This is a genomic window from Methylocystis sp. SB2, assembly GCF_049817085.1.
GTDB lineage: Bacteria > Pseudomonadota > Alphaproteobacteria > Rhizobiales > Beijerinckiaceae > Methylocystis > Methylocystis rosea.
Genome location: NZ_CP187401.1, coordinates 2,890,822 through 2,904,651, shown reverse-complemented (window position 1 = coordinate 2,904,651; position 13,830 = coordinate 2,890,822). Strand labels below are relative to the sequence as shown.

General features: G+C 63.6%; 10 protein-coding genes. 3 read left to right on the top strand and 7 right to left on the bottom strand.

Annotation, left to right across the window (positions count from 1 at the left end):
- Positions 1-40 precede the first annotated feature (40 nt).
- The 5 genes from ACPS74_RS14190 to ACPS74_RS14170 form a co-directional block, all read right to left on the bottom strand.
- Positions 41-1,318 carry a cystathionine gamma-synthase family protein gene (locus ACPS74_RS14190; RefSeq protein WP_029648292.1) on the bottom strand — a complete coding sequence of 426 codons (1,278 nt, stop codon included), beginning with the start codon at positions 1,316-1,318 and terminating at the stop codon, positions 41-43.
- Positions 1,319-1,381: 63 nt separating this feature from the next.
- Positions 1,382-2,641, bottom strand: coding sequence for an aminotransferase class I/II-fold pyridoxal phosphate-dependent enzyme (locus ACPS74_RS14185; protein WP_036241213.1), 1,260 nt, complete (start codon positions 2,639-2,641; stop codon positions 1,382-1,384).
- A complete protein-coding gene (locus ACPS74_RS14180; RefSeq protein WP_029648295.1) occupies positions 2,619-3,611 on the bottom strand; it encodes an NAD-dependent epimerase/dehydratase family protein in 993 nt (330 codons plus the stop codon). Before ACPS74_RS14180 ends, ACPS74_RS14185 begins: the two co-directional genes overlap by 23 nt.
- A 51-nt stretch (positions 3,612-3,662) precedes the next feature.
- On the bottom strand, positions 3,663-5,108 hold the full coding sequence (hglS, locus tag ACPS74_RS14175; protein ID WP_029648296.1) for a 2-oxoadipate dioxygenase/decarboxylase HglS: 1,446 nt from the start codon (positions 5,106-5,108) through the stop codon (positions 3,663-3,665).
- A gap of 73 nt (positions 5,109-5,181) precedes the next feature.
- Positions 5,182-6,720: an L-piperidine-6-carboxylate dehydrogenase gene (locus tag ACPS74_RS14170; protein ID WP_029648297.1), complete on the bottom strand. Its 1,539-nt coding sequence runs from the start codon at positions 6,718-6,720 to the stop codon at positions 5,182-5,184.
- 131 nt (positions 6,721-6,851) lie between these two features.
- On the opposite strand from ACPS74_RS14170, the gene rocD reads away from it, so the two are divergent.
- Complete coding sequence (gene rocD / locus ACPS74_RS14165) at positions 6,852-8,090, top strand: ornithine--oxo-acid transaminase (RefSeq protein ID WP_036241214.1); 1,239 nt, start codon at positions 6,852-6,854, stop codon at positions 8,088-8,090.
- A 9-nt stretch (positions 8,091-8,099) separates the two neighbouring features.
- Here rocD and ACPS74_RS14160 read toward each other — a convergent pair whose 3' ends face one another.
- Together ACPS74_RS14160 and ACPS74_RS14155 are read right to left on the bottom strand one after the other, a co-directional pair.
- Positions 8,100-10,547, bottom strand: a complete 2,448-nt coding sequence (locus tag ACPS74_RS14160; RefSeq protein WP_029648299.1) for a GcvT family protein — start codon at positions 10,545-10,547, stop codon at positions 8,100-8,102.
- Entirely contained in the window at positions 10,544-11,434 is an 891-nt protein-coding gene (locus ACPS74_RS14155; RefSeq protein ID WP_029648300.1) for a choline kinase family protein, read from the bottom strand. The genes ACPS74_RS14160 and ACPS74_RS14155 overlap by 4 nt, the downstream gene beginning before the upstream one ends.
- 163 nt (positions 11,435-11,597) lie before the next feature.
- On the opposite strand from ACPS74_RS14155, the gene ACPS74_RS14150 reads away from it, so the two are divergent.
- Positions 11,598-12,977 (top strand): ethanolamine ammonia-lyase subunit EutB, encoded by a 1,380-nt coding sequence (locus tag ACPS74_RS14150; RefSeq protein WP_051381666.1) that lies wholly within the window; start codon positions 11,598-11,600, stop codon positions 12,975-12,977.
- A gap of 2 nt (positions 12,978-12,979) precedes the next feature.
- Positions 12,980-13,765: an ethanolamine ammonia-lyase subunit EutC gene (gene eutC / locus ACPS74_RS14145; RefSeq protein WP_029648302.1), complete on the top strand. Its 786-nt coding sequence runs from the start codon at positions 12,980-12,982 to the stop codon at positions 13,763-13,765.
- Positions 13,766-13,830 lie beyond the last annotated feature (65 nt).

The window sequence follows — 13,830 nt, the reverse complement described above, 5'->3', positions numbered from 1 at the left end:
CGCAGTCTCCGCTATGCCGACCGCGACGGTTAACTTCGCGTTAAGCGAAGGCCTGAGCCAGATCGGCGATAAGATCATCCGGATGTTCGATGCCGATCGAAGCGCGAATGAGCGAAGGCGTAATGCCGATCTCCCGGCGGGCCTCTTCGCTGAGCCCCGAATGCACGGTGGTCGTCGGATGACAAATCAACGATTCGGTGCCGCCGAGGCTGACGGCCAGCTTGAAGATCTGTAGCCGATTGAGGAAGGCGAAGGCTTCGGCTTGTCCGCCCACGACCTCAAAAGAAAAGGTGGAGCCGGCGGAACTCGACTGGCGCGCCATCAACAACCTTTCGGGATGATCAGCCGGCAGCAGCGGCGGGTAGTGAACGCGAGTCACCTTGGGATGACCCGCGAGAAATTCCGCGACGATCGCCGCGTTCTCCGCCGCCCGGTTCATGCGCAAAGACAATGTTTCAAGCGAGCGGCCAAGCATCCAGCAGGAATGCGCATCGAGCTGCGTGCCGATGGCGCTGCGCATCGTGCGAATAATCTTCAGATGCGCGCAGGACCCGACGACCGCGCCGCCGATGAGATCGCTGTGCCCGCCGACATATTTCGTCAGCGAATAGAGCGACAAATCGGCGCCGTGCCGGAGCGGCGACTGGAAAACCGGGCCGAGCAGCGTGTTGTCGCAGCAAATGACCGGCCTTGAGCCCTGCTTTTCTGCGATGTCTTCGGCGATACGTCGCACCAGCGCGATATCAACGAGGCTGTTCATGGGATTGGACGGCGTCTCGATGAAGATCATCGCGATGCGTCCGACGTCCATCGCGCGCGCGGCCGCGGCGCGGATATTGTCTTCGTCGAGCCCATTGGTGAAGCCGACGCCGGTCAATCCAAACGGCGCCAGCGTCTTGTCGATGAGAACTTCCGTCCCCCCATAGAGCGGGCGGCTGCGCAGGATCGTTTCTCCCGGGCGCGCGAAGGCGAGAAGCGTGGTGACGATCGCCGACATGCCGGAGGAAAAGACGAGACCGCATTCGGCGTGCTCGTAGATCGCCAATCGGTCCTCGACGATCTCGAGATTGGGATGGTTAAACCGTGAATAGACGAGTCCGGATTCTTCGCCTTCCGGCGGCGCACGACGGCCGGCCATATAGTCGAAGAAGTCGCGCCCCTCTTCGGCCGTTCGAAACACGAAGGTCGACGTCAGAAATACCGGCGGCTTAACCGCGCCTTCCGACAGCGTCGGATCGTAGCCGTAGCCCAGCATGAGCGTTTCCGGCTGAAGCAAGCGGTTTCCGATGCTCGCCTTGTGGTAGCGCGCGCTGTCCATGGATGCTTCCTCGGCTGTCGCCGCGCTCGAAAATCAGGCGGCGCCGCCACGGTAGATAGCGCGCTACAGCTGCTTCGCCCGCGCCAGCGAGACATTCGCCTCGGCCATCTCGGCCAGCGCCGCCAACGCCGCATCGATGTCGGCGGCCGTGTGATCCGCGCTGATCTGAAAGCGGATCTCCTCGTCACCCCTCGGCACGACCGGATAGGTCAGCCCGGTAACCAATATGCCTCGCCGCCGCAGATGCTCGACGAGCGCCACGGTGCGGGCGCTGTCGCGGGTCACGAGCGGCGCGACCGGATGCTCCCCGGGCAGCGTCTCGAAGCCGAGTCTGACAAGCCCCGCCTTAAAGCGTGCGGTCATGGCGCGCAGATGCTCGAGCAACGACAGGCCGTTCGCACTGTCCAGCAGGTCGATCGCCTTATGCGCGGCGGCGGCTTCCGCCGGCGTGATGGGATTCGAGTAAACGTAGAAGGGCGAGCGCTCGCGCAGGTAGCGGATGAGGATTTCGTCGCCGACGACATAGCCGCCATTGACGCCGAAGGCCTTGCCGAGCGTCGCCACCAGAATGTCGATCGGAACTGACCGCGTATATTCTTCCGCGCCGCGCCCGGTCGCGCCAAGCGCGCCGACGCCATGCGAATCATCGACGACGACGATCGCGCCCTCCACGAAGGCATTATCGCGACTGCGCGCCAGCGTCATGATGCGGTCGAGCGGCGCGTGATCGCCGCGCATGCTGAACACGCCGTCGGTCACGATGATGGCGCGGGTGCATGATTTCGCGGTCTCGTCGAGACAGCGCTCGAGTTCGCCCATGTCGAGATGTCTGTAGATCCGCTTCTCCGAAGGCGCCGCGAGAGAGATCGCATTGATGATGCAACTGTGGTTGAGCTCGTCGCTGATGACGGCGGTCTTCTTGCTGACGAGCTGTGGAATGAGGCCCATGATCGCCGCATAGGCCGACGAAAAGATGATCGCCGACGGCCGCGAATGAAAGGCGGCGAGCCGACGCTCCAAGGCGACATGAGGCGACCAGGTGCCGCTGATGAAGCGCACCGCGCCGGGCCCGGCGCCATAGTTCGTCGCCGCCGCATCCTCGGCGTCAATCACCTCTTCGCGCAGCGACATGCCAAGATAATTGTTGGCGTTCATGCGCAGGAACGGCTTGTCGCCTTCGCCTTCGATGAGAAAGCGCGGACCGCAGCCGCCACGCGGAGCAATGACGCCGCAGAGCACGCTTTCCGCGCCCTTGAGCAGCCCGGCCTGCGAGAGTTCGCCGAGCTGCGCGGCGAGCGCCTTAGCCAAACCCTGCATTGGCATTGGGGACCTCGTCAGAATTCGGATCGTCAAACGGATCTGTCGCCGCGCCAAGACGCGCGAGCATATCCCGCGTCATGGCGGCGAGATCGAAGCGTGGGCTGAAATCCCAATCGACCCTCGCGGCGCCGCACTCGAGCGATTGCGGCCAGGAATCGGCGATCGCCTGACGCTTCGGATCGACGCGATACTCGACGGCGAACGACGGCGCATGTTTGCGGATTTCCGCGGCGATTTCGCGCGGCGTGACGCTCATGCCGGAGACGTTATACGCATTGCGAAACCGCAGGCGCTTGGGCTCAGCCTCCATGAGCTCCATGATCGCGCGCGTCGCATCCGGCATATACATCATGTCGAGTCGGGTCTCTGCGGCGAGGAAGCAGAAATAGCGCTTGCGCCGAACAGCCGCGCGAAACATTTCGACGGCGTAGTCGGTCGTGCCTCCGCCGGGCGGCGCCGCGGAGGAAACGAGGCCCGGCAGGCGCAATCCGCGCGCGTCGACGCCAAAGCGCGTCGCGTAATAGTCGCAGAGCAATTCGCCGGCGACCTTGGTGACGCCGTAGATGGTCGTTGGCCGCTGAATGGTGATCTGCGGCGTGCCGCGGCGCGGCGTCGACGGGCCGAACGCCGCAATCGAGCTTGGGAAAAACACCTGGCAGCCGAAGCGGCGCGCCGCCTCCAGCACATTGTAGAGGCCGCTCATATTGACGCTCCAGGCGTCCTGCGGCCTATCCTCGGCAATCGCCGAGAGCAGCGCTGCGAGGTGGTAGACGACGTCGATGTCGCGCCGGCTCATGAGATCGGCGACCGCCTGCGCTTGCGTGCAGTCGAGACGTTCATAATGATCGTCAGATGGCCGCGCCTCTGCGAGGTCTGAGGCGATGACGCGCGCCGCGCCATATCGCTTTCGAAGCGCCGGCGTCAGTTCGGCGCCGATCTGGCCGAGGGCGCCCGTAACCAGGATGCGTCGCATGCGCCTTCCGATACCGCGGCGCCTCCGCCCATGCGTCGAGCGCCCTACTCCTCAGTTATGGCTGCTTTCCGCCGCGCCAATAGGCGCGGCGCCCGTTTTTGGCGCTTGAACCCAAGCGGCGCGATCGACGCCAAGCGCCCGCAGGCTTGCGCCTAAGGAGCGCGTCTCCGCTTCCTCGTAGAGTGCGAGCTCATTGAAAACCGGCGCGCCGAGCGCGGCCTCGAAGGCGCGTCGGTCGGCGCGCGCGATCAATTCCTCTTCGCCATGCTCCCCGAGATTCGAGCGAAAGATCCCTGCGGCGCTGACCGGCAGGAAATCCTCGTAAACGATCGGGTCGGCGCGCAGAGCTCCCGTCCGCAGAAGATCGTCCAACGAGCCGGCAGATGTCGACTCACCTCCCCCCGCGCTTGTATCGACCGAATAATGGAAGAAGGCGAGCTTTTCGCGCCGCAGCGTCTCATCATCATCGGGAAACGCCGCGAAGCGCCGCGCCAACTCCTCGTTAAAGGCGAGCGCATTGGCGCCGTCCGTCGCGAGCGGAACCGCGGCCTGAGCTTCGGCGAGAAGCCTGTCATAGAGCGCGCGTCCCTTCGCAGTCAGCGCCGCGCCCCTCTGCTCGATCTCGCCAAAACGTGCGGCATGGGCGCCCGTCACGCGCCCGCCGTCTTCCTCGATGAATTCGACAGGCTCGGGACGCGCCTTGAAGCTCGTCTGGCGCAACAGGATCGGGCAGCGGCGAGGCGGCGGGCCCTCGACAATCGTCTTCGGATTCATGCCGCGCGCCGCCATGGCGCTGTGCGCGGCGTCGATATCGAGCGCGTGCAAGGTGAGATGGTTGATGTGCGGTCCTTTGAAACAGACGATGTCGGCGAGCAGCGGATGCGTCGCATTGAGCGTCCGATACACCGCCGAAGAGACCGTCGCCTGCCCGTTCCAGCGAAAAATCTTCGCCGCTTCCAGGACAAATTCGCGCGCCTCTCCGTCGTCGAACCCGCGTCTTTCGAAGAGATCAATCAGGGCTCGGCAGCGGGGCGTAAAAATGTCGCGCTGCGCCAGAACCTTGGCGGCGATCTCGCGCGCCTGCGCATTCCCGATGAGATCCAGCCTGAGAAGAGAAGTGAAAATGCGAAAGGGATTGGCCCGCAATGCCCTTTCGCCAATTGGACGGAATGCCGTCGAATGCACTGGAATTCCGGCGATCGACAGATCGTAATAGCCGACGGGCGCCATTCCCATGATCGCAAAGAGCCGGCGCAGCGTCGACAGTTCCTCGGCGGTTCCGACGCGAATCGCCCCATGGCGCTCAACGTCGAGTGCCTCGAGTTCGTTGTTTTCCTCAAGTCGCCGCTTGAGTTGCGGCGCGTCGGCGAGCGTCTCCTTGTTCACGTCCGCGACGAGCGCCTTCATCGCGCGATACTGCGGCGCTTCGGCCTGATACATGTCCGAGACCGCCGATGCGAACATGGTCCGAATCGAGTCAGCGGAAGCGTCGTTCATTTTTTTGTGACCTTCGCTACCCTTCGGGTATGTAATCCATCAGCGGCGGAAATCATGAGCGTAGCGTCATGCGCTATATGTCCAGATCGAATTTGACGCCCTGCGCCAGCGGCAGTTCGCCCGAATAGTTAATCGTGTTGGTGGCGCGGCGCATATAGAACTTCCAGCAGTCGGAGCCCGCTTCGCGGCCGCCGCCCGTATCCTTCTCGCCACCGAAGGCTCCGCCGATCTCGGCGCCGGAAGGCCCGATGTTCACATTGACGATGCCGCAATCCGATCCGTCGGCGGCCATGAACCGCTCGGCTTCGTCCAGACGCGCGGTGAAGATCGACGACGCAAGGCCATGTGCGACATCGTTATTGAGCTCTATCGCTTCGTCGAGGCTGCGGAACTTCATCACATAAAGGATGGGCGCGAATGTCTCCCGCCGAACGACGTCCGTCTGCCCCGGCATTTCGACGAGCGCCGGGCGGACGTAGAACGCGTCGGGGAATGTCTCCGTCAGCACGCGCTCTCCGCCGAGGATCACGCCCCCTGCTGCGCGCGCTTCATCGAGCGCGCCGCGCATCGCGGCATAGGCGTCCTGATCAATGAGCGGGCCGACAAGCGCGGCGCCGTCGCGGGGATCGCCGACCGGAACCGTTGTGTAAGCGCGCCGCAAGCGGCCGAGAAGCTCGTCATAGACATCTTCATGTACGATCAGCCGCCGCAGCGTCGTGCAGCGCTGACCCGCGGTGCCCATGGCCGCGAACGCAATTGCACGAACGGCGAGATCAAGCGACGCAGAGGCGCAAACGACGGCGGCGTTGTTGCCGCCGAGCTCCAGAATTGATCTCGCGAAACGACCCGCGAGGCGCGGCGCGATGGCGCGCCCCATCGCCGTCGAACCCGTCGCGGAAATAAGTTGAATCCGCGCGTCTTCGACAAGCGTTTCACCGACGTCGCGCCCGCCGACAAGCACGGTTGAAAGCCCGTCCGGCGCGTCGCCGAAACGCGCTGCGGCGCGTTCGAACAGCGCTTGGGTCGCCAGCGCGACAAGCGGCGTCTTGTCCGAAGGCTTCCAAATCAGCGTGTTCCCGCAGACCAGCGCAAGCGCGGCGTTCCAGGCCCAGACGGCGACGGGAAAGTTGAAGCTGGTGATCACGCCGACGACGCCGAGCGGGCGCCAAGTCTCCATCATCCGATGGCCTCGACGCTCCGTGGCGATCGTCAAACCGTGGAGCTGACGCGAGAGGCCGACGGCGAAGTCGCAGATGTCGATCATCTCCTGGACTTCACCGAGGCCCTCCGTGGTGATTTTGCCCGCTTCGATCGTGACAAGTTGCGCCAGCTCGGTCTTGGCCGCCCGAAGCTCCTCGCCCAGCAGGCGCACGAACTCGCCCCGACGCGGCGCCGGGACGCTGCGCCAGCTGCGAAACGCATTCGCGCCGCGGGCGATGGCGCCATGCACGGCCGCCGAGTTCGCGCTCTCGACGCGCGCGATGGCCTCGCCAGTAATTGGCGAGCGAGCCGTCACCGAGCCTCGCTCAAACGTCTGTGATTGGACCCCAAGCTTGCGCAGGAGGGCCGCAGCTTCCCCGGCGAGGCCACGATCTAAAGCGCGCGCCTCCATTTCAACTCCCGATTGTTCGCGGCTGATGCGCGGCTGGCGCCGCGCCCCGCATGTGCCCATGTAATGTAGTCAGCACATGGAACGTTCGCACGCATTTATCCAATGCGAATGCGCGCCAAAAGCTCTCGGATATGGACAATACGGAGTTCAGTAACCCGCACGTCGCCGGAAACTACGACCCGCTGCCTGTCCTACTGACGCGCGGTCAGGGAGCGTATTTGTGGGATGTCGAAGGTCGGCGCTACATCGACATGATGAGCGCCTATTCGGCAGTGAGCCTCGGTCACGCGCATCCTCGAATCCTCACAAAGCTCGCTGAGCAGGCGCAGCGGCTCGCGGTGCCGTCCCGCGCCTTTTACAATGATCGGCTCGCGCCGTTTCTCGAGGAGCTCTGCAAACTGACGGGGCTTGATGTCGCTCTGCCGATGAACTCCGGCGCGGAGGCGGTTGAGACGGCGATCAAAGCGGCGCGCCGCTGGGGCAATCGCGTAAAGGGCGTCGTCGACCCAGAGATTATCGTCGCCGCTGGCAATTTCCACGGCCGCACCACCGCGATCATCAGCTTCTCCTCGGAGCGCGAATATCGAGACGGGTTTGGCCCCTTCATGCCGGGCTTTTGCGCCGCCCCGTTTGGCGATCTCGCGGCCTTCGAAGCCGCCATCACGCCGCGGACCGCCGCTATTCTCGTGGAGCCGATCCAGGGAGAGGCGGGCGTCATCGTGCCGCCGGACGGCTGGCTCGCGGGGCTACGCCGACTGTGCGACGAACGCGGCGTTTTGCTGCTGCTGGACGAAATCCAGTCGGGTTTGGGGCGCAGCGGCGCCTGGTTCGCCTTTGAGCATGAGAATGTCCTTCCCGATGGCGTGATGCTGGGAAAGGCGCTCGGCGGCGGTGTGCTGCCCGTCTCCGCCTTCGTGGCGAAACGCGAAGTGATGGATGTTTTCACGCCGGGCTCGCACGGATCGACCTTCGGCGGCAACGCTCTCGCCGCCGCCGTGGGACTAGAAGCGCTGCATGTCATTCGTGACGAACGTTTGGTCGAACGCAGCCAGGCGCTTGGCGCGAGAATGCTGCAACGGCTGCACGCGATGCGCGCCCCGGCGATCAGCGAAGTTCGCGGGCGCGGCCTGTGGGCCGGCGTCGACATAGACCCGCGTTACGCGAGCGCACGAGAAATCTGCGAGGGCTTGCTTGCCAAAGGCGTGCTGACGACCGCGACGCATCACACCGTGGTCCGGCTGGCGCCGCCCTTCGTCATATCGCAAGACGACCTCGATCTCGCGCTCGACGCGGTCGAGGAAGCGATCTCGAAATTTCACGCGCCGCGCAATCGTGGCGCCGCCAATGTCGGCCATTCACTTGAAGCATAGCTGCAGCGGTTATGCCCGAATGCGTTCGCCTTTCGGATCATAGAACGGCGAAAGAGAGACGGTCGCCGGCCGGCGCTCGCCGGCGATTTCGAGTTGATATTCGCCAGAGAGCACAAAAGTCGGATCGACTCCGTCCGAGTTGCGGACATAGCCGTAACCGACCGCCTTGCCGATCGAATAGCCATAGCCGCCGCTCGATAGCCATCCGACGCGCAGGCCACTGCGATAGATCGTTTCGCGCCCGAGCAGCACGATCTCAGGATCGTCGACGGCGAAGCCGGCAAGAAGCCGCGGCAATGGCGATCCCGCAGCTTGATCGAGCGCGTCTCTCCCCTGAAAGGGCGCGCCCGACTTCATCTTGACGGCCCAGCCAAGTCCCGCCATCGGCGGCGTGTGATCCGGACCGATATCTGCGCCCCAGGCGCGGTAGCCCTTCTCCAAACGCAGAGACTCGATGGCTCGATAGCCCGCGTCGACAAGGCCGAAGGGCGCGCCCGCGCCAACCAGCGCGTCATAGACGGAGACAGCGAAATCGACAGGGATGTGAAGCTCCCAGCCGAGTTCGCCCACATAAGTGACGCGGATCGCCAGCACTGGCGCGCCCGCCAAGCGAATTTCGCGAGAAGTCATGAATGGGAATGCGGCGTTCGAAAGATCGTCGTCGCAGCACGATTGCAGAATCTCTCTCGCGCGCGGACCCATCAACGCGAGCACGGAATTTGCCGAGGTGACGTCGATCACGCGCGCGTCCATGCCTTCGGGAATCAATCGCCTGATCCAGTCAAAGTCATGCGTGCCGAAGGCCGTTCCCGTCACGACATAGAAGCGGTCCTTCGCCAATCGCGTGATCGTCAGATCGCATTCGATCCCGCCCTTGCGATTTAACAACTGCGTATAGGCGACGGCGCCCGGCGGCTTGGCGACATTGTTGGCGGCGATCCAGGACAGCGCCGCTTCGGCGTCATTGCCGACAATCAGCGCCTTGGCGAAGCTTGTCTGATCGAAAAGCGCCGCCGCCTCCCGGCATGCGCGATGCTCTCGCCCGACCGCATCGAACCAGCCCGGCCTGCCGAACGAATAGCGATCCCGCGGCGCTTCGCCCGCGCTCACATCCGCGAACCAATTGGGTCGTTCAAAGCCCATCTTTTCGCCGAAGCACGCGCCCTTAGCCTTGAGGCGGTCATAGAGCGGCGAGCGCCGCAGCGGCCGGCCCGACGTAAATTCTTCGAAGGGCCAGGCGATGCTGTAGTGGCGCGCATAGGCTTCGAGCGTCCGCACGCGCACCCAGTTCGGATCCCTGTGAGGCGCGCCGAAGCGGCGGATGTCGACCGGCCAGAGATCGAACGGCTGTTCGCCGTCGGCGGCCCATTCCGCGAGCGCCATGCCCGCGCCGCCCGCAGACGCAATGCCGAAAGCATTAAAGCCGGCGCCGACGAAGAAATTGCGCACCTCCGGCGCTTCGCCAATCATCCAATTGCCGTCGGGCGTGAAGCTTTCGAGGCCGTTGATCATCTGCTTGACGCCGGCCTCGGCGAGCGCCGGCACGCGGCCGAGCGCCAGATCCATGATCGGCTCGAAATGATCCCAGTCGTCTTCGAGAAGCCGAAAGGCGAAATCCTCCGGCACGGCGCCCGACGACCAAGGCACTGGGTTGGGCTCGTAGCCGCCCATGACGAGTCCGCCGACCTCCTCCTTGTAATAGGTGAGCCGATCCGGATCGCGCAGCGTCGGCAGATCGCTCGTCACGCCGCTAATCTTTTCGGTCACGAGATATTGGTGATGCACCGCCGAGAGCGGAACGGCGACGCCGGCGCGCGCCGCGAGCGGCTGGGTCCAGAGGCCGGCGCAGAGCACGAGCTTCTCGCAGGCGATAGCGCCGCGATTCGTGACGACGCCGCGCACGCGATCGTTCTCAATGATGAAATCCGTGACGGCGACGCCCTCGACAAGCTTGGCGTCGGCAAGCCGCGCGCCTTTCGCGAGCGCCTGGGTGATGTCTGAAGGATTCGCTTGTCCATCGGTCGGCAGGAAGGCCGCGCCGACGACGTCATCGACATTCATCAGCGGCCAGAGCGCCTGCGCCTCCTTGGCGCTTAGGAGTTGCATCTCCAGGCCGAAGCTCCGAGCGGACGTCGCCTGCCGCTTGACTTCGATCCATCGGTCGGCGTTGCAGGCGAGTCGCAACCCGCCATTGCGTCGCCAGCCCGTCGCATAGCCGGTCTCTGCTTCGAGCCGATCGTAGAGCTCCACCGAATAGCCGAGGAGCTTGGTGATATTGGCGTTGGTCCGCAACTGACCGATCAGTCCCGCCGCATGCCACGTCGAACCCGACGACAATTGATGTCGTTCAAGCAGCAGCGTCTCGACGCCGCGCTTGGCGAGGTGGTAGGCCACCGAGCAGCCGACGATGCCGCCGCCCACGACGATGATCTGCGCACTTGCGGGGAGATCCGTCATGACTTTTCCATCTGCTGAAACGCAGCCCAGGCGTCATCGAAGCGCGTCAGATTTTGTTCTGAGTAAGCGACGTAATCGAAGTCGATCGTTGACCGACTCTCTGAGACAAGGCTCCACAACGCTTCGCGCAACAGCGAGGCGCAAAGCATCGCCTTGAAGCGGCGCCGCAACGCATCGGTCGGCGCCGCCTCGAAATAGTCCTCGAGCATCGCGTCGCCGTCCGCGGCGTCAAAGCCATTATTCGACGAGAGTCCGCCAAGATCGAACAGCGGCGTATTCCATCCCGCATAATCCCAATCGACGAGCCAAAGGCGACGCCCGTCGTCGATGAAATTCGCGGCGAGGAGATCATTATGGCCGAAGACGAGGTCGATCGCGCCCATCGCTTTTTCCAAATTCTCGCTCGCGGCGAGCAAGCGCGGCAATTTGGCCGCCATCCGGCTTTTGTCCTCGATCAGCGTATGGGCGTAGTCGCGAATGATATGGAAGACGTTGAACGCCAGGGTCGGCCCACGCAAATGCAGCGCAACCTCACGATGAACGCGCTTGATCAGATCGACGCAGCGTCTGCGGTTCGCCCGCATGTCCTCGGGCTCATAGGTGCGGCCAGAAATATATTCGAGCGCCATCGCCATCGGCGCGGCATACAGAACTTTCGGCGATATGCCGGCGGTGCCTGCAGCCCTGCTCGCCGCCAATTCGTTAAAGCGCATGACGCCATGAACCGGAATGTCGCCGCCAAGGCGAACGACGACGGATCGATCGCCATCCTTGACGATATAATTCTTGTTGGTGATGCCGCCGAGCAACGGCGCGATCCCGATCGGCCCGCGCCAGAGCGGAAGCGCGCGTATCAGGGCTTCTGGATCTGCGGTCTGGGCTGACATCGGCTCCGGCGGGGCAATATAACAAACTCTGACTGAGCTAATATATGCGGCTGGCGCGCAAAGGCCATGGGCTACGAAGGGCCTTGGGGAAAACCTTACGCGCGGACAGTGACATGTCCGCTGGGGCGCCATAGCCTGTGAGAAGGTCTTTCGAGGTCTGGCCATGTATGCAACGACGATACGTGGAACGAGCTACAGGTTTCCAGACCTTAAAACGCTGATGGCCAAGGCGACCCCATTGCGTTCCGGGGACTGCCTCGCCGGCATTGCGGCGACGAGCGCCGCGGAACGCGTCGCTGCGCAGATGGCCCTCGCTGATCTGCCCTTGAGCGTGTTCTTGAACGAAGCGCTTGTCCCCTACGAAAAGGACGAGGTCACGCGACTGATCCTCGACGGCCACGACCGAAACGCCTTTGCGCCAATCGCCTCGCTGACCGTCGGAGAATTTCGCGACTGGCTTCTCTCCGACGCCGTCGATGAGGACACGCTCGCCGCCTTGACCTTCGGACTGACGCCTGAAATGGCCGCAGCGGTCTCGAAGATCTGCCGCAACCAGGACCTGATTCTGATCGCCGCCAAGCGGCGCGTCGTCACGAAATTTCGCAATACGCTCGGCCTGCGCGGGCGACTGTCATCGCGCATTCAGCCCAACCATCCGACCGATGATGCGCGCGGCGTCCTCGCAAGCGCCATCGACGGGCTTCTGCTCGGCAATGGCGACGCAGTCATCGGCGTCAATCCCGCGTCCGACAGTCCGGAGCAGTGCTACGAACTCCTGAGCCTTCTCGATGAACTGCGCGAGACGCTCAGCATTCCGACGCAATCCTGCGTGCTCGCCCATGTGACGACGACGCTTCAGCTGATGGAGCGACGTGCGCCCGTCGATCTGGTGTTTCAATCGATCGGCGGCACGCAGGCCGCCAATGCCAGCTTTGGGATCGACCTCGCAGTGTTGCGCGAGTCGCGCGAGGCGGCGCTTGCGCTCAGACGCGGAACGATCGGCGACAATGTCATGTATTTTGAGACTGGCCAGGGCAGCGCGCTTTCAGCCAATGCTCACTGGAATTGCGATCAGCAGACGCTTGAAGCCCGCGCCTATGGCGTCGCGCGGGCATTCGATCCTCTGCTGGTCAACACCGTCGTTGGGTTTATCGGCCCTGAATATCTCTTCGACGGCAAGCAGATCACGCGGGCGGCGCTCGAAGACCACTTCTGCGGCAAGCTGCTTGGACTGCCGATGGGCTGCGACGTGTGTTACACGAACCACGCCGAAGCCGACCAGAATGATACGGATGATCTGCTGACGCTGCTCGCCGTCGCCGGCGTTAATTATGTCATGGGCGTCCCCGGCGCGGACGACATCATGCTGAATTACCAGAGCACCTCCTATCATGATGTGCTTGCCGTTCGGCGCATGCTGAATCTGGCGCCCGCTCCCGAATTTGCGCAATGGCTCGCTGACGTCGGTTTGACGGACGCGCGTGGCGAATTGCAGCCGCTGGCGCTGCCTGCAACCTTTGCGCCGCTTCTCGAAAGAGCCTGAGGATGGCCGATGATCGCCCGACGCCTCTCGACAAAATTGCGATCCTGCGTTCGGCGACGTCGGCAAGAATTTTCCTCCCACGCGCCGGAGCGGCGCTGACGACGCGCGCTACGCTCGATTTCCAGTTGGCGCATGCCGAAGCGCGGGATGCGGTCGAAGAGCGGCTCGACGCCGACTTGCTCCTTGATGAGCTGACCTCGCGCGGGCTGACGGCCATCCGCGTGAAGAGCGCCGCCCGCGATCGGCGAAGCTTTCTGCTGCGTCCCGACCTTGGTCGAAAACTGGACGACGATTCCCGCGAGCATCTCAAAGCTTTCGCGGGCGATTACGACCTATCGTTCGTCATCGCCGAAGGGCTTTCCGCCCGCGCAATCGCCCGGCACGCAATTCCAGTGCTCGAAAGAGCCCTGAAGTCTCTCGATCGAACATCGTGGAAAATCGCGCCGATCGTTCTCGCCGAACAGGGGCGGGTCGCTCTCGGCGACGATATCGGCGAAACGCTTGGGGCAAGGCTTGTCGCGGTTTTCATCGGCGAACGACCAGGACTCTCCTCGCCGGACAGCATGGGCGTCTATCTCACATTTGCGCCGCGCGTCGGCCGCACCGACGCCGAGCGCAACTGCCTCTCGAATATCCGCCCGCAAGGTCTTTCCTATGCCGACGCCGCGCACAAGCTGCTTTATCTTTGCAACGAAGCGCGCCGACGCCAGCTGACCGGCGTCGATCTCAAAGACGAAGCGAACACGCTCCCATCGGGAGAACGGCGCGCGATCGACGCCAAGAGTTAGCTACCCGCTCTCGCGCTTGCCGCAGGCTTTACGATCCAACTTTGGCGCAAGCACAAACGTATCGG